This window comes from Bradyrhizobium lablabi (assembly GCF_900141755.1).
GTDB lineage: Bacteria > Pseudomonadota > Alphaproteobacteria > Rhizobiales > Xanthobacteraceae > Bradyrhizobium > Bradyrhizobium lablabi_A.
In genome coordinates this window covers 3,281,206-3,304,961 of sequence record NZ_LT670844.1, presented here as the reverse complement: position 1 = coordinate 3,304,961, position 23,756 = coordinate 3,281,206, and the positions used below count along the sequence as shown (strand labels likewise).

The window sequence follows — 23,756 nt, the reverse complement described above, 5'->3', positions numbered from 1 at the left end:
AGAACCGCCATGTCACTGCAAGCCAAACTCGATACTTTCAAGGTCGATTTCGAAGCCGGCAAGCCGCCCTACAGCGTTCCTCGTTCCGTGATCGAGACGATGCACCGCGCCACCGCTGAGCTTATCGCTTCCGGCGCTGCGCAGCGCGCCAAGAAAGCCGGCGACGTGGCTCCGTCCTTCTCGCTGACGGATCCCGAGGGGAACATCGTCAGCTCGGATGAGATTTTGAAGAACGGCCCGCTCGTCGTCAGCTTCTATCGCGGCGTCTGGTGTCCCTACTGTAACATGGAATTGCAGGCGCTGGAGGCCGCCAAGCCGGCGTTCGACAGGTATGGAGCCTCGCTGCTCGCAATCTCGCCGCAGACCGCGCCGAACAGCCGCAAGTCGGTGCGTCAGAACAAGCTCACCTTCCCGATCCTGTCGGATGCAAAAGGCAAGGTCGGCGCCGCATTTGGCCTGCGCTTCGAGCTGCCCGACTATCTGATCGAGCTCTACAAGAGCCTCAAGAACGATCTGCCGACGTTCAACGACGATCCGGGTTGGACCCTGCCGATGCCGGCCCGCTACGTGATCGGCCAGGATGGCACGATCCTCTACTCCGAAGTGAACCCCGACTACACCCACAGGCCCGAGCCCGAAGACATGATTCCGGTGCTGCAGCGGGCTGCCGCCGTCAAGGCCTGACAACGGCAAAAAACCGGAAGCGCGACTGCGATCCCATCGCGCTTCTCAAGAGACGGCTGATGGGGCGCTACGTCCAGCGACCATCGGCCGTCGTCATCCAAACCTGAAGGAGACAACCATGAGCACTCTGTTCTCGCCGGGCAAAATTGGACCCTATCAACTCTCCCACCGTGTCGTGATGGCGCCGCTGACGCGGATGCGGTCCGATCCAGGCGACATTCCGAGCGACCTGATGGTCGAGTATTATTCCCAGCGCGCATCGAAGGGTGGCCTGATCATTTCCGAGGCGACGCCGGTTTCGATCCGCGGTTACGGCTACGCCGGCGCGCCCGGCATCTATTCGGATCGTCAGATCGAAGGATGGCGCCGCGTCACCGATGCGGTTCATGCCAAGGGCGGCCGGATCTTCTTGCAACTGTGGCATGTCGGCCGTCAGTCACACACCGATCTGCAGCCGAATGGCGAGCCGCCGGTCGCGCCGTCCGCGATCACGGCAGAAGGCTATGCCTATACCAGGCAGGGTGAAGTACCGTTCTCGATGCCGCGTGCGCTTACGCTTGAAGAGATTCCTGGCATCATCGAGGAGTTCCGCGTTGGCGCCGAGCGCGCACTGCGGGCTGGCTTCGACGGCGTGGAGATCCATGGCGCGAACGGCTATCTGCCCGATCAGTTCCTGCAGGACGGCACCAACAAACGCACGGACGAATATGGCGGCTCAATCGAAAACCGCGCGCGATTCTTGCTTGAGGTGACGCAGGCTGCGATTTCCGTCTGGGGTGCCGATCGCGTGGGCGTCCGTATCGCGCCGAGCGGCACCTACGGATCGATGTCGGACAGCGACCCGGCCGCGACCTTTGGCTACGTCGCGACCGAGCTCGATCGACTTGGCATCGCCTACCTCCACGTGGTCGAGCCGCGTATCAAGGGCATCGAGGAGATCGTCAAGGGCCAGGCTCCGATCGCAGCCCAGCATCTGAGGCGAAAATTTCGCCGCACACTGATCGCGGCGGGCGGTTTCACGAGTGTGAGTGCTACGGCAATCGTCGCGTCGGGCGACGCCGACCTCGTCGCCTTCGGCCGCCACTTCATCTCCAATCCTGACCTGCCCGAACGGTTGCGACGCAACCTGCCTTTGACCCGCTACGACCGTTCGACGTTCTATGGCGGCGACGGGCGAGGCTACATCGATTATCCGGCGCACGCCGACATGGCGCCGGCGGCGGTCTAATTCTCGACGAAAGCTGTGGCGCGCCAGAGGATGGCGCGCGACGTTGGTCGCATATTTTGCCCTAGCTGAAAGGGACAACCAGCGGCCAGATATTCAGCCAGAGAGAACACCACGCTCGCCTTTTGGTGCGACGCCGTGGCCGAAGATGCGCGCCAAGACAGACCATCTCCGCCACCCCCAAGCGAATTCCGACTGACCACTTCTGGCGCAAAGCGGACATGCGACGAATGATCTCGTCGTCTGGGCGCCACCAGCTGACTTCGAGGGCGCCGAGCGCGGAAAGTGTTAACCAAGTGCTTCGTGGAGGAGACGCGAGGAGAAGCGTCGGCGCCTGGCAGCTGGGAGAGGGGATCGACCAACGCGTCTAAGCATCGCACTCGCGCGCTTGGCACTATGGTCAAGCAGCCAACGCCCGAAGGCGGAGGGCGATAGCGCTGGCGCGTGGCGAAATCCCTGGATAACCTCACATCCAAGTTCCGCCAGCAAGTTTCGTTGTCGGTCGGTTTCGACGACTTCGGCGATGACTGTTCAAAACGGCTCGACTATGGCCGTAAAGATATAGCCAACGCCGCGCTCCGTCTCAATTACACGTGGCGCTTTCGGGTCGATCCCGAGCTTGCGTCGCAGACGCAAAACCTGGACATCAATGCTTCGGTCGAAAATGTCCTCGTGGACTCGCGTTGCTTGAAGAAGCATCTCCCGCGTGAGCGGCCGTTGCGGCGCTTCGAGAAACGCGAGCAGCAAGGCATATTCGCTTTTGGTCAGCAAGACCGGCGCGCCGTCCGGATTGACGAGGCGACGGGTGCGACGTTCAAGCGACCAGCCGTTAAACCGGTACCCGCCTCTCTCCGGGTCGCGGGCTGGCGCTGCGCGGCCCATTTCGTGTCGCCGCAAGACGGCGCGGACACGCGCCAGCATTTCCCTGAGGCCGAACGGCTTTGCTAAGTAGTCGTCCGCACCGAGTTCGAGACCCACAATGCGGTCCACCTCCTCTCGGCTGTGGCCTGTCATGATGATGATAGGAACGTGTGAATGGGACCTGATCTCTTTCAAGACTTCCAGGCCGTCCTCTTGGCCGAGCCGCAGATCGAGAAGGATCAGGCTAGGATGCGCCTTTTTGAGATGGCGGCTCAAGTCCTGCCGGGACGACACGGAAGCCGCCGGCACATTGTGTTCCTCCAAATAATTGGTGATCGTCTGCCGCACCATCGCGTCGTCATCGACCACAAGTATGTGGCCCACCTCGTCGGGTTCGCCGGGCATTCCTCCGCTCCTAATTTCGATAGCTGACTGTTCGCCGGCCAAGGGCTCGGACAACCGAACGCGGCTCAAACAAACATTCGGTTGTCCATCGATCATGGGGGTTTGCCGGTAGTTGAAATGAATTTTGGATTTCAAAATTCAGCCCGTGCCGCATGAGCGCAGCGCTGCAGCGCTGCGCAAGGTCGGGTTAAAAGGTCGTCAATTCGGCGGCACTGCCTGCGAGAAGGCACCGGCGCTGGGCCTTCGACGTTATGGTATCAGCTTTCCGCCGGTCTCAAATCCTAGACGTGTTACGATCGTAACCAAGTTTTTCGCTATTGGCACCGACCCGCAACACGAGCCCCTACATCTTCTGCGGCCGACGGCATAGAGTTTTGACATGGGACAGATCAGTTTAGAACCACGCCTGCCCGACGCTCGTATCACGGCCGGCGGGATGAATGACGGGCGCATTGTCGTGAGCGCTTCACCGTCGATCGAGACGCCTTCAGCAGCCGGACGGGCGAACGGTACAGGATCAGGGCCAGCTGAGAAGTGACCCTCTTATCGCGCCTGTTCGTGTTGGTGGCTGTCGCGCTACTTCCTGCGATTGCGATCCAAGTGCACAATGAATTCGACCTGCGCCGCGCGCGCCAAGTCGAAGTGCAGAATCAGGCGCTCAGCCTGGCCAAGCTCGCCGCGGCAGAACAGCAGCAGATCGTCCAGGGAATTCGTCAGGTCCTGATCGCAATGTCGGAACTGCCGTCGATAAAAGCGAGGGACAGCCAGGCATGCGATGCTTACTTGGCTGCGATACAGCAGCGATTTCCGGCGTTCATCAGGTTTCTCGTCACCGACTTGAATGGCCGGTCCTTCTGCAACACGAACAGCGACCATCGGCCAATCAACATCGCTGCGCGGCGCTACTTTGCCAACATTGTGAAGACCGGCCAATTCACGGTAGGAGAATACTCGAAAGGTCTGGCAACCGACCGGAACATCGTTCAGTTTGCGTTGCCGTTCTACGGCGACGATGGCCGCATGGCCGGCGTCATTGTGGCGGGTCTTGGCCTCGATTGGCTCGCCGACTACATCGCTCGAAAGGGTGTTCCGGAAGGAGCCGCGCTCGCCATCACGGACCGCAACGGCACTTATCTCGCCCGCTACCCCGATAACGACCGGTTCGTCGGCACAAAGATGCCCGGTGACAAATACCTGAAAATGGATGACCGCGGCGCGGTCGATATCCTCGACATCGATGGCGTGGAGCGGATCGAAGGCTACTCGGCCTTGCGGGCTGATTCCGGGGGACTTGTCGTCAGCTTTGGCATCGACAAGGCGCGGGCCTTCACTGAGATCCAAAATCGCACGCAACGCGGCATCCTCCTGATCGCCCTGAGCACCTCGCTCGTGTTAGTTTTGACATCGTTGGGCGCCCGGCAGTTCATCCATCGCCCGCTTGGCCAATTGGTCGACGCCGCGAACCAGTGGCGGCTCGGCGAATATGCCCGTCGCGTGGACATCCGTGGAAAATCCGAAATCGCGCGGGTCGCCGACGCGTTCAACACCATGGCCGATGCGCTGGAGCACCGCGAACAAGAATTGTCCGAGGCGAAGGAGAGAGCCGAGGAAGCCGCAGCTCGGATCACGACGATCTTTGAGAGCACGACCGACAGCGTGGCCATCGTCGATCGAGACTGGCGCGTCAGCTACCTTAATGGGCGGGCCTGGACGCTGATAGCCGGACGGCCCGATCCGATCGGTGCGAAACTATGGGAAGCCTTCGAGGATGCCGCCGACACCGAGATTTTCAGCCAACTTCGAGAAGCCATGTCGGACCAGCGCCCGGCCTCGTTCGAAGCGCAATGTCCTCGCCGCGGTGTCTGGTACGCGTTCAATGCGTTCCCCTCCAGTGAAGGCCTGGCGGTCTACTTCCGAGACATCACCGAGCATAAGCACGCCGTGGAAGCGCGCCGCCTCATGCAGGAGCAGCTTCACCAGAGCCAGAAGATGGAGTCGGTCGGCCAGCTCACGGGCGGCATCGCGCACGATTTCAACAACCTGCTGATGGTGGTCTCCGGGAACCTCGAACTCATCGAGGAAGCTGCGGATAATGGCAGGGTCCGTCAGTTCGTCACGGCTGCACGGCGTGCCGCTGATCGGGGAGCAAAGTTAACGTCGCAGCTTCTCGCCTTTTCGCGGCGGCAGAGACTGAGTCCAACACTGGTCAACGCAAACGAGCTGATTTCTGAATTCCAGGGGCTCATCCGCCAGGCAGTCGGAGGAGCATGCGAGGTCCAGCTGCTGACCGATGGGCCACTCTGGCTGTGCCACGTCGACCAGTCACTGCTGGAGACCGCTCTCCTCAACCTGGCCCTGAACGGGCGCGATGCCATGCCGGACGGCGGCGTACTCAAGATCGAGACGCGGAACGTCGTGCTGGATAAGGGAGCCGTGGCCGAGTGCTTGCCCGGATCGTATGTAAAGGTGTCCGTCACGGACACCGGCTGCGGGATGCCTCCCGAAATACGGGATCGGGTTTTTGAGCCCTTCTTCACAACCAAGGAGGTCGGCAAGGGTACCGGGCTCGGTCTCAGCATGGTCTATGGCTTTGTCCGACAATCCGGGGGGTACGTTGCTGTCGAAAGCGCGCCCGGCGCCGGAACAACGGTCGCCCTGTACCTGCCCAAAGCTACGCAAGAGCCTGATGCCGAGGTGGAAGCTATCCAAAAGCAGGCCATCCCGGGAGGCTCGGAGCGAATCCTCGTGGTTGATGACAATGAGGATCTCCTGAAAGTCACATCGGCAAATCTAACCGCGCTCGGCTATCGGGTTCTTTGTGCCCGGAATGGTGCGGAAGCTATCCAGATTTTCAAGAGTGGCCAGGAAATCGATCTCTTGTTTAGCGACGTCGTGATGCCAAACGGAATGAACGGTGTTGAGCTTGCCCGCGAAGCAAGGCGGCTGAGCAAGGGCATCAAGATCCTACTCACCTCAGGCTACGCGGGGGACGTGCTGGAGCGACATGGAGCGGTAGACGAGTTTCCGATCATTGACAAACCGTTCCGCCTCGCAGACTTGGCGCGGCGTCTGCGGTCAATCCTGCACGAGGCGTAAGATCCTCGTGGCCCGCCTTTGCCTCCTCGTGCTTGCCTCGTCGTCGCTAAGTACGCACGGTGATGCTGTACGCAGACATCGTTCCAGCATCAATAGGAACGGCCGCTTCCGGCGCAAAGCGGACGTTCGCGAGAATACCAACTTCAGCTAAGTGCCAAAGGGCAGATATCGCTTCCCCGTGGTAATCCTGCAGTATCGCGGGCCCAATTACGGCTGTAACGCATTTCCTCCGTGGTGAAATCGCGTCGTAACGCGGGGCGCTTAGATAGCTCTAACCGTTCTCGCAGACGGAAATACCATTTCCCAAGTCACCGCAGGACGCGCTCGATGCGTCACGCCGAAAGTCAAGGAAGAGCGATTTAAATGCGCGCATATCAGATTGTGCCAATCATCGTGATCGCTCTCGCACTCCCTGCATCGGCACAGCAGAGCGATCGATCCTTGCGGCACCAGATTGAGTCGGTGGTCTCATCGTACGCCGAGAATTTCAACAAACAGAATGCATCCGGTATTGCAGGTCTGTACACAAAGGATGGGGTGCTAGTTAGTCCTGCAGGCCCAGAGAAATCTGTCGAACAGTATTACCAAAATGCATTCAAAACCGGGTTCAATCATCAAGATATAGCTCTCGAGGATGTTTCGTCTCTCGGACCCGATGCCGCGATATCGATGGGTGAAGTTCGCATTAGCGGTCGAAGCCAGAATGGTTCCGTTCTTGAGGCGAACGGCCGTTGGACCGCGGTAGAGGTTCGTGAAGGAGGCGCTTGGAAGATCCGGTTGCTGACTGCCTTCCCGACAGGGCAAGCACCGACTGCCGTGCCATCTTCGGGAGCTCCGAAATAAGTTTAGGGCCGTGACCCTTGATGGTGAGGGGGGACCATGAACGCTAATCGGTTAATCGAACAATGGAGGCAGCAGGGCCGTATTCTCGAGGTCGAAGGGGCGAACACGGTCTTGTGGCGGATGGGCCAGGGAGAGACCGTTATTTGCGTTCATGGGGTTCCCACTTCTGGCTTTCTTTATCGAAAGCTTCTACCGGAATTGGCCAGCCGTGGGCTTGAGGGGGTCACTCTTGATTTGCCGGGATTGGGTCTTGCCGATCGGCCGGCCGATTTCGACTACAGCTGGAGCGGGTTCGCCACGTGGTATCTGAAAGCTATCGGCACGGCAGGCATAAGAAATTTTCATTTAGTGGTTCACGACATAGGAGGCCCTATCGGCTTTGATATCATCCGGCGCGTTCCCGATAGAATTAAGTCGCTCACGGTTCTCAATACGCTCGTCAATGTGAGCCAATTCCGGCGGCCGTGGGTCATGGAGCCTTTTGCTTGGCCGGTTGTCGGGCGGCTCTGGCTACAATCCGCGCGAACTCCGATGTTTTATGTTCTCAATAAAACGTTCGGCACGCGCAACATCAACAGAGCAGAGTCCGCTGCTTATGCCCAGCTTCTCTTGGGGCCAGATAGCGGACTAGCGTTCCTCCAGATTATGCGGAGCTTCGAACGGACCCCCACTTTTGAGCACGGCATCAAGGCCGCTCTGAAGGCGCGAAAATTCCCGGCCCAGATCATTTGGGGCAAGGATGATCCAGCTTTGAGAATGAAAAAATACGCACCTCATTTGCTGAAGGCTTTGGATCTCGAAAGCTACGAGGTGGTTTACGGAAAACATTTTTTGCAGGAAGACTCTTCCCCCGCGATTGCGTCCTCAATCGCCAGATTGATCAGCGCGCGTTGAACAGTTCTGGGAATAAGCTTGATTAACGTTCGGTTTGATGGGCTCGGATAAAGCCGGTAGATGGTTTGCCCGATGGCTGATTTGGGTTTGCCAAGGAACGGACGCGAAAAGCGCACGCTCCCGCCATGGCATCTACCGAGTGAGGCGTTACCCGCGTAATGCGCGACGGTGTCCCGCCTGGATTGACGAAGGGTCGCAATGCCCCCGACCCCATCTGAGCGTCAATGTCCCAGTCGGGTCAAAAGCCAAATTTGAGGGAGATCCGGTGTTGGCGCAAGGCGGACGTTGTCCCGCGATGTTTCATAGCAATCGCAACAATCGGGTGTTGCGAGCCGCCGCAATCCACCAATTCCTGCGATACCAGCGAAGGTAATCCGGAAGGGTCGCTTTTTGCGTTTACCCACGCGTTTTATTGAGGCGATTTCGGCCGCACCGAAGAATGTTGATGAGCGATCTTCCAAATGCCGTCTTTTTTGACCATGACGAAACTAAAGCGTGCAGGGACAACAACAGGTTGGGCGTCCGCCGCCGGTCTTGAGAAATCGTAAAATCCAGCGATCGCAACAGCATCTTCTGCAAGGGCAACAGCAGAATGGTCGCGGAGCTTCACCTTAAATTGTGCGGCTGCAGCCGCCTTGAAATAAGCACGAAGATCATCGTGCTTTGAAGTCATGCCGGGGCTAAGTGTACCGAGTACTAGCGCATCATTCGTATACATGCGAACTATTTGTTCGACGTCCCCAGAGTTGAATGCCTCTGACCAACGTTCGACGCCCGCGTAGGCATCCTCTCGTTTATCAGCAAGTGCCGGCGGGATCACTACAGCGACCGCGAACAACGCGAAAACAAGAACATTCATAATCATTCGACGCCGCGCAATGATCACATTGGCCTCCTTCACACTGTAACCTTCTCCATGGACCGAAAATTCGGAGTCATGCTCATGCTAGGTTTGATGCCTCGCCTTCAGCAGGTCCGTCGCTCGTTCGCCGACAATCACGCGCCGCATGGTCCGCTGCGCTCTTGCTCGGGCCTCGATCTCCGTAAGCATCGCCCACGCCAGGGAGGGTTAGACGTGTCATACGCGGATGCGCCTTACATCATACTGCGATGGCCTCGCTCGCAGGAGCGAACTTTTCGAAATGAATGTTTGCGGGCAATAGACCGAGCTTCGCAACATGCTGTCGCCCGCTCTCGACCATCTCTGCCGGCCCGCACAGATAAACGTCCACGTCGCCGTTATTCAGCGCGCCGGCGCTGAAATGATCCGTCACATGGCCGGTCAGCGGATGACAGCTCCCAGGGCCCGAACAGGTGGTGTCATAGGTGAATTTCGGAATCCGCGCTCTGAGCGCCTCGATCCGTTCGACCTCGACAAGATCGGCGTCATTGCGCGCGCCGTAAACGAGCCGCACGGGCTGATCGTTAGCACCCCGCGCAGCCAGATGCTCGAGCATCGACAGGATCGGCCCGACGCCGGTCCCACCGGCAAGAAACAGGATCGGGCGTCGCGGCGCACGAAGGTAGAAGCTACCGAACGGGCCGTTGAGAACGAGCCTGTCACCCTTCTTGGCCGTCGCCGCCATATAGGCGCTCATTTTGCCGCCGGGCACATTGCGGATCAGGAAGGTCGCCACATCGGCGCCCGGCGCGGAGGTGAAGGAATAGGGCCGCTTCACCGTCTCAGTCGGAGCGGTGACATTGACATATTGCCCTGGCAGGAACATCGGGAACGCACCTTCCAGCGGCTTGACCGACAGCCTTATGCGGTGGGCCGACAAGGCCTTGACGTCGACGATCTCGGCCATTGTGTCCTTGGGCTTCACTTTGCACGCGCCGGAGGAAGCCAGGATGTCGATCACCATGTCGCTCTTCGCCTTTGCCTGGCAACAGAGGACATAGCCTTGGGCCGCTTCCGCATCGCTCAACGCATCCTCGATATAGGATCCAGGGTCGAACTCACCCGATTGACGAAAGGCCTTGCAAGTGCCGCAAACCCCATTGGTGCAGTCGAGCGGCACATTGATGCCCTGGCGATAAGCGGCGTCGGCGATGCTTTCGCTCTCGCCTGAATCGATGAACTTGGTGATTCCATCTTCAAAATTGAGAGCAATCTTGTGCGGCACGCGTCTGCTCCATCTGCCTGCCATCATCAGATGTGATAGACGTCGACGACGTGGTGGATGTAGTCGTTCTTCAGAATCACCTTTTTGGCTTTGATCAGGGGGCGTTCACCTGTCATTTCGAGCGTGTAGAAGGAAACTCCGAAATAGGTGTCGACGATTTTGTAGCGATAACTGAGCGTCAGCCAGTTGAAGCGCAGGTCGATTTTGCTGTCGTTCCGGGAGAGGATTTCGACATTTGATATATTGTGCGACGTCCGCGGCTCGGGGGTGCTGGCGCTCGACCGTTCGGTCTTGATGCGGAAGACGCGATCCTCGATGCCGCTGCGACGGGCGTAGTAGATCAGGGAAATCTCGGCTTGCGGGTCTTCGACGAGTCTGTCGTTGTCGTCCCAAGCTGGCATCCAGAAGCTCGCGTCGGGCGCGTAGAAGGCCAGCCACGTGTCCCAGTCCCGGTCGTCCAGGGCACGGGCTTCGGCATAGAGAAACGCTTCGACCCCGGACAAGGGAATCGGGCTCATGCGCCATCTCCCTTGAGCGCTGCCGCCCGGAGCGCGTCGGACCAATAGCCGTGCTGGACAAGGAAAAGACCTTCGTCTTCGACCTTTACTCCGCTCCTCAACGGATGAAGGTCGATCGCCTGCGCTCCCTCGTCGGCACCCTCGATCCAGTGCGTCGCGCCGCGTGACAAGTCATTCCAGCGCATCGCCTTGGCCATGTAGGCCTGCTGACAGGCGCGGAATTCCTCGAGATCGTCGGGCGTCGCCATGCCACTGGCATTGAAGAAATCTTCGTATTGGCGAATGCGGCGCGCCCGCTCCTCTGCCGGCTCGCTCTTGGGCGCGATGCAGTAGATCGTCACTTCGGTCTTATCCACCGCCAGCGGGCGGGTTACGCGCAGCTGCGAACTCATCTGGTCCATCAGATAGAGATTTGGATAGAGGCAGAGGTTGCGCAGGTTCTCGACCATCCATTGCGCCTTGGCGCGGCCATGCTTTGCCGTGAGCTGGTCGACGTACGCGTAGGCGGGCCGGGTCGTTGGGTCGGCAAACCGAGACCAAACGACCATGTGCCCGTTTTCGAACGAATAGTAACCACCCTTCAGCTTGCTCATCTTGCTGAGATCGGTCGCCTTGACGTCATCCGATGCCGCATTGCGGCGACTCGTCGTGGCAATGTAGTTCCAATGCACCGACGACACATGATAGCCATCGGCGCCGTTTTCAGCCTGCAGCTTCCAATTGCCGTCGTAGATGTAGCTAGACGAACCGCGCAGGACTTCGAGTCCGTCGGGTGCCTGGTCAACCATCATGTCGATGAATTTTGCGGCCTCGCCGAGATGTTCGGCCAATGGCTTCACATCTGGATTGAGGCTTCCGAACAGGAAGCCGCGATAGGACTCGAACCTCGCGACCTTCTTCAAATCGTGCGAGCCTTCGTTGTCGAACTGCTCGGGATAACCGGCGCCGTCGGCATCTTTCACCTTCAGCAACTTTCCGGAATTGCTGAATGTCCAGCCGTGGAACGGGCAGGTGAAGGTCGACTTGTTGCCACGCTTGTAACGGCAAAGCATCGCGCCACGGTGACTGCAGGCATTGATGAACGCGTTGAGCTCGTTGTCTTTGTTGCGGGCGATAAAGATGGGCTGTCGTCCGATCCAAGTTGCGAAATAGTCATGCTTGTTCGGAATCTGGCTCTCATGCGCTAGATACACCCAGTTTCCCTCAAACAGGTGCTTCATCTCCAACTCAAAGAACCCGGCATCGGTAAATATCGCACGATCACAACGAAACAGACCGTCGGCCGAATCCTCGACCAATGCTGTGTCGAGACGTTCAATGATGCTTGGTGTCATGGCTCGTTCTCTCCGAAGTGTCGATCAGTCTCTCAAGCGGTCGGCGATGATCGCAACTATCGCCGAGACGATCAGAGCGTATCGCAGCCAAGATAGACGTCACGAGACGATCGCGCCCTTTCTGCCTGTACAGATGCGCACTGGCCATACTGTAAAGTGTCAGAGGCGTGATCAATCGTGATCCCAATCCGGATTAAATCGGTGTCATCTTGAATATGTCACGCGTTATGGAAAGAGCTGGCTGCGGCACCGGTACGGAAGAAAGCTTCTTCCCTTGAACTCTCACCTTGAGAAGCGAGTTTGAACGCACCTGATAGAGGCGATGATGCATTCAAGCGGCGACTTTCTCGGCACCCCAAATCTGAACTACGAAGCGTGGCGAGATGTGGTCCGCTCGATCTGTGGCCGGTACACGCCGGACGGGATCGAACCCAAGGCCTTTTCTGGCAGAGCGCGCCTCCGAACCATTTTCGGATTCAGAGCAGTGGAGCTTAGTTCCAACGCTTATCGCCTCGAGCGCACCCACCAGGACGTCCGTGCGGATGCTGTTGATCACTACTACGCGTTATTTCAGATGGCTGGTCAGTCCAGAATCATTCAAAATAACCAGATTATGGAATTCAAGGTCGGTGATGTCGCTCTCGTCGACGCGGCCCGGCCAGTGACATATTTATCGGAGAAGGGAAGCGACTATTGGGCGTCTTTGCAGCTGCCGCGCCGGTCCCTGGTGTCTCATCTGGGTTTCGAACCGCGCTGTCCTTCTAGACGGAGCGGAGCGGCCGCAGCGCGACCGCTCCGTCAACTCCTTCAGGAGGGCGTCGAAGAAGAGCCATTAATGTCCGTTCCGGCCAACGCCTACATGCGTCTCGCATACTACGATTTATTAGGCGCGTTATTCGCACCGTCCGATCCAGATGATACTTCTCTTCATACAGATAGACTGTTCACGCGCATCTGCGATATCATCAAGGAGCACTTTGCCAATCCGGCCTTCGGTCCTTGCGACGTGGCGGTTGAGGCAGGAATCTCGTTACGCTACCTTCAGAAGCTCTTCACGGTGAGGAACTCCACCTGCAGTGATTTCATACGCTCGGTTCGTCTGGATTATGCCGCGGGTCTGTTAAAACGTCGGTCGCTTCTGAAAACAAACCAGCCCATCAGCGATATCGCCTTCGCCAGCGGCTTTGGCGACTATACCAATTTCAATCGAAAATTTCGCCGTCGCTTCGGGCATACCCCAGGCTCCCATTCGGGAGATCATGCCGAGCCGTGGGCGTATCCGCACCGCTAAAAGTGCGTCATTGGCTCACGATGCGTGAGGCGGCAATTCGCACCGAACAAGCTGCCATGGGCAAGTCGTACTGCAGTAGTCGCACCAATTAGACTCACGAATGGAAGTTGCCTATCCGCTCCGATGGGGCGTCCCACGCAGGTGGGTGATGGTGAGGCCTAAACGTCTGACCCCGGCGTACGTCAAGCCGATGAGCCCTGCGACGCTATCTCCAACAAACTTTCGGGCGCAACGCGCCGTGCGCCGCCGTACGAGCGAAAGGGCGTCGACAGCCAATGACGCTCATGCTCGGCCGATCTAGGTTTGCAGGACCCAATATCAAAGCAGGATAGAGGCATGGGTCGGAGCAATTTAGTCCCACGCGAGAGCTAATGGAGAGTTTCTGGCCTCGGACGAGGCCTTCTTCATCACCGGCGTTACCCTGCCCGTGGCAGGCGGCGACCTCGACTGAACGACGACGGTCGGATCGCCTCCGACCAAGACTCCGCATAAGGAACGCGAGATGAGCGACGAGCAGGCCACTCACACGACGGGATTTGGCGAACGGGTACGTGCCAACCAACAAAAGCTCACGGCTGAACTCAAGCCGCACTATGACTTCATCGTCTGCGGATCTGGCTCATCCGGTTCGGTGGTAGCGCGCCGATTGGCGGAGAACGCGGACGTCAGCGTGCTCCTGCTCGAAGCGGGGGGCAGTGACGATGTGCCGGCCGTCATGGATGCTAGTAATTGGGCTACCAATTTGGGAAGCGAGCGAGACTGGGGATTTAAGGCGCAGCCAAATTCAGCGCTTCATGGGCGCGCTCTTTCGATGTCCATGGGCAAAGTGCTGGGCGGCGGATCCAGCATCAACGTGATGTATTGGGTGCGCGGCCACAAGAACGATTGGAACTACTTCGCGGATGAGGCGGGAGACGCTGCATGGAACTATGAGTCAGTCCTGAACATCTATCGCCGCATTGAAGATTGGCAGGGCGAGCCGGACCCGAAGTACCGCGGAACCGGAGGGCTGGTCTATGTACGGCCCTCGCTCCCCACCAGCCCGATCGGCCCTGCCATATATGAGGGCGCGCGCTCGGCGGGGATTCCATCATTCGAAAACCTTAATGGCCGCATGATGGAAGGTGATGGAGGCTGCTCATTGATCGAGCGGCGAATCCGTGATGGACGGCGACTCTCCGTATTTCGCTCGTATGTCTTCCCCTACATGGACCGGCCCAATCTTACCGTCCTCACAGAAGCAATGGTCACGCGGCTGACCGTGGAGGGAAAGCGGGCGACCGGCGTCGAGGTTGCTCATGATGGAAAGGTCCTTCGCATCGGGGCTGGACTCGAGATTGTTCTATCGCTAGGCGCGATCAATACACCAAAGGTACTGATGCAGTCCGGTATCGGGAATCAGGCTGAGTTACAGCGCCTCGGGATACCGCTTGTGCGACATCTTCCAGGCGTGGGAGAAAACTTTCAAGACCATCCTTTGCTTTTGGGGTGTGTTTGGGAACATCAACAGCCCGAAGCAGTCGCCCAAAAAGAGCAGGCAATGGTCTTTTGGAAGAGCGACCCCAGCCTCGACACACCGGACATGCTGTGTCCCATGGGCGAGGGTTTATTTGTCAGCCCCGAGACAGCCCAATTCAATCCGCCGGAGAACTCATGGACATTTATCCCCGGTATTGTCCGCCCAAAGAGCCGAGGCCATATCCGTCTCACCGGGCCGAGCCCTCTCGACCCGGTAGAACTTACAGCCAATCATCTAGGAGTCCCTGATGATCTGAAGGCCATGGTCAGGTGTGTGGAGTTCTGCCGCGAGATTGCGAACTCCGCCGCGCTGCGGCCATTCGTAAAGCGCGAGGTGATACCAGGGGGGATGAAGGGAAAATCTCTGGAAGCCTTTGTTAGAGATTGCGTTGTCACATACTGGCACCAAGCCTGCACTGCCAAGATGGGCCGCGATTCCATGTCGGTCGTAGACGGCAAACTTAATGTCTATGGGATCGACAACCTGCGTATCGCTGACGGTTCCATTATGCCGCGGGTCACAACCGGCAACACCATGGCGCCATGCGTTGTTATAGGCGAGCGCGCCGCAGAGATGTTGAAGATCTCCCATCGCATTTGAGGTCGCAAGTGATACGCGCCAGCGAGCCCACCGGCGCGTACGTGAAAGAAAAGGATCGGCTTGCCGCGATGGCAACTAAACGGCCGGTACACCGCTCGGCTAATCCTGTGTACATAGACCGCACGCGCTCTTTTTGGGATTGCTAATGATCTTTGATGTTCCTGCGACCGCTGTCGAGATAGTCAAAGTTGGCCATTCGGCGCTCCGTAACGGCACACGAAATGTACCGCAAGAACTATTCGGCACTCCCGCGCTTCACGAACTGATCGATGTCATGCGTGTGACGCTGGCGGGAAATGGCGTAGGCCTTGCGGCGCCGCAAATTGCCGTGCCATTACGCGTTTTCGTTGTTGAGGACACTCAAGATCGGATGAGCCATCTGTCTCCCGGACAGCAAAAGGCTCGGAATCGATATCCTTTCCCGTTTGAGGCAGTCATCAATCCGATCTGGTACGCGACTTCCCCGGAGATGGTGATCGAGACAGAGGGGTGTCTCAGCATTCCCGGTTTTAAGGCGGATGTTTGCCGCCACTGGGCGATCGAGGTTGAAGGATTTCAGCCGAATGGCCGGCGGAAAACCTGGTCCCTCAAAGGATGGCCGGCACGCATCTTTCAACATGAAATCGATCACCTTGACGGACGGCTGCTTACCGATTGCATGCTTCCAAGAACGCTCACATCGACCGAGCCGCACGGTACAGGTGCTTCGACCGACCTACTCCAACGCCTCGCCATTTCGACCGAACCGCCCAAGGAAAAATGAAGAAATCACTCGCGGTGATCGCGACATGCGAAGTGGGTCTTGTGTGAATCGATGTGACCTCTCACTTGCCGCGAGACGCCGGTAGCCGCGCAGATCATCCAGCGCAGCAGCCTTCGGCACTTCTCGGCTGGCGCCGATCTCGATATTTTCGATAAACGCGCGGAGCAGGGCAGCGTCGATCGAGCCAGTTAAAACCGGCGCTTGAACGGCGTCGAATATCTTCGCTTCATGGAACTGCTGCCGATCCCGTTGATCGCGAGCGTCCATGGAGTTCAACCTGTTTTGCCGCACCTGGCCGGTGAATTTGAGTTTCGCTTCAGGCGCGAAGCGGTCATTCATCCGCAAACAGCCTCTCGTAACCGATAAGGCATGAGCAGAGAGCTTACCATTTCGGAACCAGGCTCCGTAGCAGTTTGCGGCATTCGCTCGCACAATGGCTTCATCATCACTATCTCCGGGTTTAAGTTTTCGGTACACACGGGGCACGAGGCTCGGCGTTAAAGCTGATAACGCTTGCTGCTCACGCTATCTGTGGTACTAAGGCGGCCTCACAATCAAGGAATATTGAGTGCCTAAAAAAGCAAAGAAGACGGTCGTGCGTCGCGAATACACCAAAGCCGATGTAAAGGAGTTGCGTGCGCACTCAAAGGCGAAAACACCCGTCGTTAAAATTGCGAAGCTTACAAAGCGTAGTGTGGGTTCGCTGCGGCAGAAGGCGCTCAAGCTTGGGATTCGTCTAGGCCACCGACGCTAGGTCAAATGCGCCGCCACCCGGCTCGCTGACAATATGACTAAGCAAAAGCGGAAGATCATATGAGGCTCTTCAATAAGGTTTTCTCGACGAGGACGCTATTGCAGATCATCTGCGTTCTGGGTGCAGTCGTCGCGATGAAAGCATTGAGCGCGCATTATGATTTCAGCTGGGCAACCGCGTTGGCGGCTGAATAAGAAAACAGTCCCGACCATCGCTGCGCAAGCGCAGCAATCACATACGACTCAGAACTTTCCGTTGCCCTTCGCAGGGATGTCGACCATGACGTGTGCTGCCGCCCGCCCGGAGCCTGACCCGCGTTCGAAGCGTTGACCGGTGCCGTAGCATCCCGAACAGACGCCGCGGTGGCGAATTAGCCGAACAACCGGTTATGGCTGCCGCCGCGAAGCGGACATTTCGCAGCGCGTGCGGCGGACTAACCGCAGGCTCGATCCGCCGGCGTGCGCGTCTAAACGCTGTGGCGCCAAGCTCAGAAGGTTTCAGTAACTTTGCTCAGTTGCAGCGGACGATCCGGGTCAAATCCCCACTCCTGCGCGGTGCGTTCGATCATGCGGTAGGCCGGAACGAGCATGGTGATTGCGTCGGTTGCGGGATCATCGTCGCCTAACCACGGCAGCGTGCTGCGCGGGCCGCCACACAGATGAAGCGCAATCTTGCGCTCTCGCAGCTCGGTCGCCACCGCATCCACTGTGGCAGCTGTTTCATCCATTAAGCGCATCATGATGACTGGCGTCTTCGATGACAAGGCAGCGCGCGGGCCGTGTTGCAGCTCGGCGGCGCTGAAACCAAGCGCGGGTAGCCGCAGTATCTCGGCAAGCTTCAGCGCAATTTCCCGAGCTGAGCCCAGGCCCAGACCGCGTGAGGCGACAAACACGGCGGATGCGCCGGCGAGATCATCGGATACTTCGGTCCAATCGAGTGTCAGCCCACGGTAAAGGCGCTCCGGCAGGCGATCGAGAGCCGACCTAAGAGCCGTATCGTCGGCCAATGCCGCAATGAGCTCAGCACCTGCCGCCATCGAGCCGACGACGGTCTTGGTGGCGGCGACCGAATGTTCGGGCCCGGCTTCGATCGGAACGACGAACTCGGCGGCATCGGCGACCGGCGACGGCAGCGCGTTGACGATTGCAACGGTGCGAGCACCGGAAGCTCGCGCGGACTGCGTTGCAGCGATCAGATCGGGGCTGCGCCCTGATTGCGAGATCACGATGAACAGCGCATTGCGCAACGTCAGCGGCTTACGAAATGCCGTGATCACCGACGGAGCACTGGCGGACACCGGCAAGTGTAGCCGGGTTTCGATGAGGTAGCGCAAGAAGACTCCGGCATGCCCGGAGCTTCCGCGGCCGCACAGGACAGCAACGGGCGCGGCGCCAATATCCAGGCATCTTGCAACTTCAGCGATGGCATGGCGGTCGCGGACGATGCGCGAGACGACGTCCGCACTTTCCAAAATCTCGTGCGCCATTGCAGAAGAACCGGATTGTGCCATTGCTCACAAGCTCCATCTTCGCTGCACGCCCGCTGTTCGCCGTTACTCACTGCAATCGTCAGGTGAGATCCGCGAACACCCGACGCAGATTACCCTTGTGCCTTGCGAGAATGAGCTCTGCTTCGGCCTTGTCGTAACCCAACGCTACGAGAGCGGCCATCTTGATATCCCCCTCGGTTTGCTCAAGGGCACAAGCAGCCTGCGCTTGGTCGCAACCGGCGATCCGGGCAACCATCACCTCTGCACGGCGCTTCAGCTTCGCGTTTGTCGTCTGCATGTTGACCATCATGCCCCGATAGACGCGGCCGAGGCGCAGCATAATGCCGGTCGAGATTAAGTTAAGCACGATCTTCTGCGCTGTGCCGGCTTTCATCCTCGTCGAGCCGGCGATCAGTTCTCGCCCCGTCTCGACCAACACCGGATATTTCGCTGATGTGAGCAACGCGGTGGCAGGATTATTGGCAACGCCGATCGTAACGGCGCCGTACGTGCCGGCCTGTTGCAGGGCCGCCACGGTAAACGGCGTCGTGCCGCTCGCTGCGACTGCGATCACAACGTCATGCGGACAGAGTCGCGCGGCATCGATCTGTTTGACTGCATTGGCGACATCGTCTTCGGCGCCTTCGGCGCTTGCGACAAATGCGCTCTCGCCACCGGCGATGATGAAGCGCAGCCGCTCTTGGGGCCAAGCGAAAGTCGGCGTCAGCTCCGCTCCGTCCTGCACAGCCACCCGGCCTGAGGTGCCCGCGCCAACGTAGATCAGGCGCCCGTGATCGCCAAGCGCTTCATTTGCCGCACTTGTCGCCGCCGTGATGGCAGGAAGCGCGCGCCCCACGGCCGCGGCCGCGGCGAGCTGGCCCTCCCACATCGCCTCAATCGCTGACGCCAGCGACCAAGCGTCGAGATCAGCAAAGCGAGGGTCGACGTCTTCGGTAGCCATGCGTGCGATCCGTTCCTCTCACTGATTTGGAACCTTGGCAACGCGTTCGCGTTCGGCGGCCGCCTCAACCACAGCAACGCGCCGACGCGCCACCAGTAGCGCGCCCGCGATCGCATCACCGTCCGGAGGTGTGAGGCGGCCGCGCAGATCGGAAGTCAACCACGCGGCGATTGGTCCCGACAACCCGCCGACCAGCGACAGCCGCTCGATTCCATGCCGCAAGAACACATCGAGGAGATCGCCGATCGCATCAGCTGCGCGTTCAACGATGCGCCGGCCGATTGGGTCGCCCGCAGTCGCATGTCGCAACACCATCGGCGCGAAGGCGGCATAGTCGGTCGCAGTCGCCTGTTCAGACCAGGCCACTGCCTGAAGGGGGTCATGGTCGAAAGCACCAAGCAATTCCTCGAGCAGCGGCGATGTCTCGCCGCGCGCATCCGCTGCACAGAGCGCGAGCTTGATTGCCTGCAAGCCGATGTCGGCGCCGCTGCCTTCGTCAGAAATTGGAAACCCGTATCCGCCGAAGCGGAGTTCGCGGCCACCGATCAAACCGACGCCGATCGAGCCAGTGCCGGCGACAACGATGGCGCCGTCCGCACCACCATGGGCACCGAGACAGGCAGTTAATCCGTCGCCGATAAAGCGAACGGACGCGAACGGATGCGCAATCTCCTTAAGCGCCGCTTGGGCGCCTCGGCGCCCGAGACCCGCAAGACCGATCCCGGCGTGCATCAGCGCAAAATCCTCCCGCGCTATTCCTGCTTGCTCGGCTGCAGCCGCGCACGCTTGCAGGATTGACCGCCACGCCTGGTCGATGCCCAACCGCGTCGTTGCCGGCCCCGAGCTACCCTCGCCGAGCGCTGCACCATATTCATCCTCGATGCGAGCGCGGCAACGGCTGCCTCCGCCGTCAATTCCGAGGTACAATGCGCCTTTCGTCACCATTCCGTTCCAACGTGCAGAGGTTGGTTCCGGGTCCATCGGAGGCCTCCGGTATAGGCTGTCGTTTTGAGGGAACCGGCTGTGCGATCTGGGGTTCATGCGGCAGTACCTTACCGATGCTTAGACTAGCACACGGGGCAAACGCGCGATGAAGATCATGGACGACTCCCCGCCCCCGACCGGGTTCACGATCGCCGCGCCGCAACTATTCGATGGAACGGCAATGCGAGGGCCCGCTCTAGTCACGATTTCGTGTGGCCTCATCGAAAGCGTCGGCTTCGGAGACCCGCCGTCGCGCGGCATAACCGCACTTCCCGCCGACGCGATCCTCGCGCCCGGCTTCATCGATATCCAGGTCAATGGCGGTGGCGGCGTTCTGCTGAATGATGAGCCGAGCGAGGCCGGCGTGCGCCGGATAGTCGAGGCTCACCGCAAGAGGGGGACCACAGGCTGTCTGCCGACGCTGATCACCGATCGGACCGATGTGATCGAGCGCCTCGCTGCGGTCGCTCCGGCCGCATTGCAGATTCCCGGCGTGCTCGGGTTTCACCTCGAAGGCCCTGCGCTCAACAAAGCTCGTAAGGGTATTCATCTGGAATCTGAGATTCGCGTGCCGAACGAGCGCGATCTCGCGGCCATAAAGAGCTTTGGCAGGTGCGGTCACTCAATGGTGACCTTGGCTCCGGAATGCGTGACTACGTCGCTGATTGACGATCTTATCGGAGCGGGATTGCGTGTATCGGCCGGCCATAGCGACGCGACTGCAACCCAAATTAAGCGGGCTGCGGATCGCGGGGTGACAGGTGTCACCCACCTATTTAACGCTATGTCCCAGCTGAGTTCCCGCGACCCGGGCGTGGTCGGTGCCGCACTCGACGACGAACGATTATTTGCCGGGATCATTTGCGACGGCCTTCACGTCGACCCCATTTCCTTGCGTGTCGCCGTGCGTTGCAAGGGGCGCGATGGTTTGATGCTGGTCACCGATGCTATGCCCCTGGTTGGCACGGATCAGCGGCATTTCCTGCTGCAGGGGCGACGGATCTTGCTGCAGGGCGATCGCTTGACGGGTCCAGATGGCACACTCGCCGGTGCCCACTTGACCATGATGCAGGCGGTGCGCAATGCGGTCGCGTTGCTTGGTGTGGCGGTTGCCGACGCGCTGAGAATGGCCTCTCGCACGCCGGCAACGTTTCTCGGCCTAGAGTCCCAGCTCGGAGCGATCGCGCCGGGCTATCGCGCCGACCTCATTGCTTTCAGCAGCAAGTTTGAAGTTATCGAGACATGGGTCGCCGGACAACCAAGCTTAGCCAGCTCTATGCCGTAGCATACGAGGCCCAGACGTCGATCGTCGCATGTCCATTAGGAGGTCAAAAAGCTTCCTTGTGGGTACCGTCCGGAGTTCGCGCGAAGCGGTCTTCAGCGTCTGTCTGGCGCAATGCGGGAGTGAAGCCTTAGGACCTCAGTTTTGTCTCGCTTGAGTCCATTGCGCGCTACCGATCGCACAAGGGAAGAACGCGACGAGCGCGACTTCCGATCGCCGACCTAGACTTGTGCCACCGACCCTTCCTTGGGTCGGGCTTCAAGTGCCATTCGTACCTCCTTGGCGCTCATGAGCGCGCGGCGAATGTTGTTATCTTCCGAACTGGTATCGAACGTAATCAGCCGATTGCAGTGCTGACAGTTCGTTTGAAACCCGTTGCGGATTTTCTGCGCCCGCTCTCGGAATATCTGCGAGCATTTCGTGCACTTGATTTTCACTTTGTCGTCGATCATGAAATTACCTCTGAAATCAGACACCGCATTATGAGTTCGTCGGTTTAAGGGCATGTTTACGCGGTCGCTAAACCCTAACGAAACAGAAGCGGAAAAATCGATCGAGGGCGTTGGCCCGAGGGAGTTTCGTGGGACTGGACGCTCAAGTGGAGGCGCAGCAAAAGCCGCCGCCGAGCTGAGAACACGGCGACGGTTTCTCGCACGGGCAAGATAAGTAGCCCGCTAGCCAGTGTGGTCATGTGTTCTAAATAAAGGGTTGCCGCGCGCGAGGCTCCGTCAGGTTCACCCATGCTTCGGTTTTTGGTTCGGTCAAACGACACCGGCGCATCGCGGCAGATGTGATCGTCTTTCGCGACGGTGCGGTAGCACCGTTCATGCTCTTGCGAGTTTGGACTGAGAGTAATCGTTCAATACCAGCGGCCACAGATTACCGCTCATTGCCGTTTACAAGCCCTCGGAGGACGTCGATCACCTCTCCGGCGAAATCCATTAAGAAATCGAGGATAGTCTTTACTTTGTCGATAGGTCACAGGAGGCGCGCGTGATGCAGCCCCGGCAGTTGGCTCGCGTTCGACCATTAAGCGAGATTTATAGTGTGGCCAAATTGATCGTTGGTCCCGAAGCTCCGGTTATTGATTGCTGCGTTTCTACCTATTTCCCCGGTGCGCCCGCCTTGAATTATGGGGACAGGCGCATCGCTTAGAATTCCTGACAAACGATTGAAGCAATGTCATTCCTGCAGGAACTAGAAGTTGCGGTGTCGCGGGGAACAGCAGAGAGCCGCCAGCGAGCGTTGTGGTATGCGACCGATGTATTGATAGCCGGCCGCTATACCGACGACGAGATTTGGATGTTTGGAGAGGTAATAGGGTTGCTAGAGCGGGATATTGCGGTGGCGGCCCGCGCCTGAAAGCAGCTTGTGGGAAGCTGATGCCAAGGCACACCAAAAGCTAAGCGAGGAGAGGGTTAAGGCTGCCACTGATCTGGCAGAAACCCAACAGCAGTTGGTCAAGCTTGCCGATCGCTCCGATCGCCTGTTGGTTCGGGCGCCCTCCGATGGGATCGTGCAAGAGCTCGCTCCGAAATCGATCGGAGAAGTTGTACGACCTGGCGACCTCGTGGCCCGGATAGTACCAACAGAACGTGAGTTAGTCGCCGAGGTACACATCGATCCGAAGGATTCCGGCCACATACGCGCGGATGCGGATGCGGAGATTCGGCTTTTGACCTATGACAGCACGATCTTCGGTCCTGTTCGGGGCAAGGTCGAATATTTGTCGGCTACGACCTTTTCGCCGCCGCCCGCTCAACAAAATCCTTCAGGCCAAAATCAAAATATTGCCGAGCCCTACTACAAAGCCACCATACGACTTCTGCAGGACCATGTTCGCTCTGGCACTACCAACTATCCAATTACGCCAGGAATGGTTCTTCAAGCGCACATTCAGACCGGCTCAAAGTCAATCATTCGATATATGTTCAAACCGGTGTTCAACTCCCTGGACGTGGCGTTTACCGAGCGATAGGCCACGCAAACTCTGGAAGCAATATCATCCCGAGATCGACGTGACGCACTGGCGTGTCTTGGCCACTAGGTGTCTTGGCCACTAGGAAGTGCTGAGAGGTTCGTTCTTAGCTGGTCGCGGCTGCGGAGATTCGAAGATCGAATGACCGC

20 protein-coding genes and 1 pseudogene are annotated in these 23,756 nt (G+C 58.7%); 11 read left to right on the top strand and 10 right to left on the bottom strand.

Going from position 1 to position 23,756, the window contains the following annotated elements:
* The first annotated feature begins 9 nt into the window (after positions 1 to 9).
* Complete coding sequence (locus tag B5526_RS15320; protein WP_079539213.1) at positions 10 to 684, top strand: peroxiredoxin-like family protein; 675 nt, start codon at positions 10 to 12, stop codon at positions 682 to 684.
* 118 nt (positions 685 to 802) lie between these two features.
* Entirely contained in the window at positions 803 to 1,912 is a 1,110-nt protein-coding gene (locus B5526_RS15315) for an alkene reductase (protein WP_079539211.1), read from the top strand.
* Between the two features lie 528 nt (positions 1,913 to 2,440).
* Here B5526_RS15315 and B5526_RS15310 read toward each other — a convergent pair.
* The gene (locus B5526_RS15310) at positions 2,441 to 3,175 is read right to left on the bottom strand and encodes a response regulator (RefSeq protein WP_079539210.1); all 735 of its coding nucleotides are present in this window, start codon (positions 3,173 to 3,175) and stop codon (positions 2,441 to 2,443) included.
* A 534-nt stretch (positions 3,176 to 3,709) separates the two neighbouring features.
* Here B5526_RS15310 and B5526_RS15305 point away from each other — a divergent pair.
* The 3 genes from B5526_RS15305 (at position 3,710) to B5526_RS15295 (ending at position 8,008) form a co-directional block, all read left to right on the top strand.
* The gene (locus B5526_RS15305; RefSeq protein ID WP_079539208.1) at positions 3,710 to 6,271 is read left to right on the top strand and encodes an ATP-binding protein; all 2,562 of its coding nucleotides are present in this window, start codon (positions 3,710 to 3,712) and stop codon (positions 6,269 to 6,271) included.
* 363 nt (positions 6,272 to 6,634) lie between these two features.
* Complete coding sequence (locus tag B5526_RS15300; protein ID WP_079539206.1) at positions 6,635 to 7,114, top strand: YybH family protein; 480 nt, start codon at positions 6,635 to 6,637, stop codon at positions 7,112 to 7,114.
* Between the two features lie 36 nt (positions 7,115 to 7,150).
* On the top strand, positions 7,151 to 8,008 hold the full coding sequence (locus tag B5526_RS15295; RefSeq protein ID WP_079539204.1) for an alpha/beta fold hydrolase: 858 nt from the start codon (positions 7,151 to 7,153) through the stop codon (positions 8,006 to 8,008).
* Between the two features lie 409 nt (positions 8,009 to 8,417).
* Here B5526_RS15295 and B5526_RS15290 read toward each other — a convergent pair whose 3' ends face one another.
* The 4 genes from B5526_RS15290 to B5526_RS15275 all read right to left on the bottom strand — a co-directional run bounded on the left by B5526_RS15290 (position 8,418) and on the right by B5526_RS15275 (position 11,986).
* Entirely contained in the window at positions 8,418 to 8,909 is a 492-nt protein-coding gene (locus tag B5526_RS15290) for an SgcJ/EcaC family oxidoreductase (RefSeq protein ID WP_079539203.1), read from the bottom strand.
* A 199-nt stretch (positions 8,910 to 9,108) separates the two neighbouring features.
* The gene (gene benC / locus B5526_RS15285; RefSeq protein WP_154071317.1) at positions 9,109 to 10,134 is read right to left on the bottom strand and encodes a benzoate 1,2-dioxygenase electron transfer component BenC; all 1,026 of its coding nucleotides are present in this window, start codon (positions 10,132 to 10,134) and stop codon (positions 9,109 to 9,111) included.
* 26 nt (positions 10,135 to 10,160) lie between these two features.
* A complete protein-coding gene (gene benB / locus B5526_RS15280) occupies positions 10,161 to 10,652 on the bottom strand; it encodes a benzoate 1,2-dioxygenase small subunit (protein ID WP_079539199.1) in 492 nt (163 codons plus the stop codon).
* On the bottom strand, positions 10,649 to 11,986 hold the full coding sequence (locus B5526_RS15275) for a Rieske 2Fe-2S domain-containing protein (RefSeq protein WP_079539197.1): 1,338 nt from the start codon (positions 11,984 to 11,986) through the stop codon (positions 10,649 to 10,651). Before B5526_RS15275 ends, benB begins: the two co-directional genes overlap by 4 nt.
* Positions 11,987 to 12,311: 325 nt before the next feature.
* On the opposite strand from B5526_RS15275, the gene B5526_RS15270 reads away from it, so the two are divergent.
* From B5526_RS15270 to B5526_RS15260, 3 genes are all read left to right on the top strand, one after another.
* Positions 12,312 to 13,277 carry a helix-turn-helix domain-containing protein gene (locus B5526_RS15270; RefSeq protein ID WP_172842052.1) on the top strand — a complete coding sequence of 322 codons (966 nt, stop codon included), beginning with the start codon at positions 12,312 to 12,314 and terminating at the stop codon, positions 13,275 to 13,277.
* Positions 13,278 to 13,779: 502 nt separating this feature from the next.
* Complete coding sequence (locus B5526_RS15265; RefSeq protein ID WP_079539194.1) at positions 13,780 to 15,396, top strand: GMC family oxidoreductase; 1,617 nt, start codon at positions 13,780 to 13,782, stop codon at positions 15,394 to 15,396.
* A 145-nt stretch (positions 15,397 to 15,541) separates the two neighbouring features.
* The gene (locus B5526_RS15260) at positions 15,542 to 16,159 is read left to right on the top strand and encodes a peptide deformylase (RefSeq protein ID WP_079539192.1); all 618 of its coding nucleotides are present in this window, start codon (positions 15,542 to 15,544) and stop codon (positions 16,157 to 16,159) included.
* On the opposite strand, the gene B5526_RS15255 is transcribed toward B5526_RS15260, so the two are convergent.
* From B5526_RS15255 to B5526_RS15235, 4 genes are all read right to left on the bottom strand, one after another.
* Positions 16,112 to 16,498 (bottom strand): hypothetical protein, encoded by a 387-nt coding sequence (locus tag B5526_RS15255; protein ID WP_079539190.1) that lies wholly within the window; start codon positions 16,496 to 16,498, stop codon positions 16,112 to 16,114. The two genes, B5526_RS15260 and B5526_RS15255, sit on opposite strands and share 48 nt — an antisense overlap.
* Positions 16,499 to 17,400: 902 nt before the next feature.
* Positions 17,401 to 18,423 carry an SIS domain-containing protein gene (locus B5526_RS15245; protein WP_244562302.1) on the bottom strand — a complete coding sequence of 341 codons (1,023 nt, stop codon included), beginning with the start codon at positions 18,421 to 18,423 and terminating at the stop codon, positions 17,401 to 17,403.
* Between the two features lie 58 nt (positions 18,424 to 18,481).
* Positions 18,482 to 19,363, bottom strand: coding sequence for an N-acetylmuramic acid 6-phosphate etherase (locus tag B5526_RS15240; RefSeq protein ID WP_079539185.1), 882 nt, complete (start codon positions 19,361 to 19,363; stop codon positions 18,482 to 18,484).
* An 18-nt stretch (positions 19,364 to 19,381) separates the two neighbouring features.
* Complete coding sequence (locus B5526_RS15235; protein WP_079539183.1) at positions 19,382 to 20,308, bottom strand: BadF/BadG/BcrA/BcrD ATPase family protein; 927 nt, start codon at positions 20,306 to 20,308, stop codon at positions 19,382 to 19,384.
* A gap of 145 nt (positions 20,309 to 20,453) precedes the next feature.
* On the opposite strand from B5526_RS15235, the gene nagA reads away from it, so the two are divergent.
* Positions 20,454 to 21,632, top strand: coding sequence for an N-acetylglucosamine-6-phosphate deacetylase (gene nagA, locus B5526_RS15230; protein ID WP_244562301.1), 1,179 nt, complete (start codon positions 20,454 to 20,456; stop codon positions 21,630 to 21,632).
* 218 nt (positions 21,633 to 21,850) lie between these two features.
* On the opposite strand, the gene B5526_RS15225 is transcribed toward nagA, so the two are convergent.
* Entirely contained in the window at positions 21,851 to 22,081 is a 231-nt protein-coding gene (locus B5526_RS15225) for a hypothetical protein (protein ID WP_244562300.1), read from the bottom strand.
* Positions 22,082 to 22,808: 727 nt separating this feature from the next.
* Between B5526_RS15225 and B5526_RS15220 the strand changes: the two are divergent.
* Positions 22,809 to 22,985: pseudogene (locus B5526_RS15220) on the top strand (DUF2336 domain-containing protein); the annotation flags it as partial.
* A 13-nt stretch (positions 22,986 to 22,998) separates the two neighbouring features.
* Positions 22,999 to 23,607: an HlyD family efflux transporter periplasmic adaptor subunit gene (locus tag B5526_RS15215; protein ID WP_172842051.1), complete on the top strand. Its 609-nt coding sequence runs from the start codon at positions 22,999 to 23,001 to the stop codon at positions 23,605 to 23,607.
* Positions 23,608 to 23,756 lie beyond the last annotated feature (149 nt).

What these genes read in the sequence shown, in the direction of transcription:
- B5526_RS15320 (WP_079539213.1), top strand. Translation starts at nt 10, where the DNA reads ATGTCACTGCAAGCCAAACTCGATACTTTCAAGGTCGATTTCGAAGCC.
- B5526_RS15315 (WP_079539211.1), top strand. Translation starts at nt 803, where the DNA reads ATGAGCACTCTGTTCTCGCCGGGCAAAATTGGACCCTATCAACTCTCC.
- B5526_RS15310 (WP_079539210.1), bottom strand. Translation starts at nt 3,175, where the DNA reads ATGCCCGGCGAACCCGACGAGGTGGGCCACATACTTGTGGTCGATGAC.
- B5526_RS15300 (WP_079539206.1), top strand. Translation starts at nt 6,635, where the DNA reads ATGCGCGCATATCAGATTGTGCCAATCATCGTGATCGCTCTCGCACTC.
- B5526_RS15295 (WP_079539204.1), top strand. Translation starts at nt 7,151, where the DNA reads ATGAACGCTAATCGGTTAATCGAACAATGGAGGCAGCAGGGCCGTATT.
- benB (WP_079539199.1), bottom strand. Translation starts at nt 10,652, where the DNA reads ATGAGCCCGATTCCCTTGTCCGGGGTCGAAGCGTTTCTCTATGCCGAA.
- B5526_RS15275 (WP_079539197.1), bottom strand. Translation starts at nt 11,986, where the DNA reads ATGACACCAAGCATCATTGAACGTCTCGACACAGCATTGGTCGAGGAT.
- B5526_RS15270 (WP_172842052.1), top strand. Translation starts at nt 12,312, where the DNA reads ATGCATTCAAGCGGCGACTTTCTCGGCACCCCAAATCTGAACTACGAA.
- B5526_RS15265 (WP_079539194.1), top strand. Translation starts at nt 13,780, where the DNA reads ATGAGCGACGAGCAGGCCACTCACACGACGGGATTTGGCGAACGGGTA.
- B5526_RS15260 (WP_079539192.1), top strand. Translation starts at nt 15,542, where the DNA reads ATGATCTTTGATGTTCCTGCGACCGCTGTCGAGATAGTCAAAGTTGGC.
- B5526_RS15255 (WP_079539190.1), bottom strand. Translation starts at nt 16,498, where the DNA reads ATGAATGACCGCTTCGCGCCTGAAGCGAAACTCAAATTCACCGGCCAG.
- B5526_RS15245 (WP_244562302.1), bottom strand. Translation starts at nt 18,423, where the DNA reads ATGGCACAATCCGGTTCTTCTGCAATGGCGCACGAGATTTTGGAAAGT.
- B5526_RS15240 (WP_079539185.1), bottom strand. Translation starts at nt 19,363, where the DNA reads ATGGCTACCGAAGACGTCGACCCTCGCTTTGCTGATCTCGACGCTTGG.
- B5526_RS15235 (WP_079539183.1), bottom strand. Translation starts at nt 20,308, where the DNA reads ATGGTGACGAAAGGCGCATTGTACCTCGGAATTGACGGCGGAGGCAGC.
- nagA (WP_244562301.1), top strand. Translation starts at nt 20,454, where the DNA reads ATGAAGATCATGGACGACTCCCCGCCCCCGACCGGGTTCACGATCGCC.
- B5526_RS15225 (WP_244562300.1), bottom strand. Translation starts at nt 22,081, where the DNA reads ATGATCGACGACAAAGTGAAAATCAAGTGCACGAAATGCTCGCAGATA.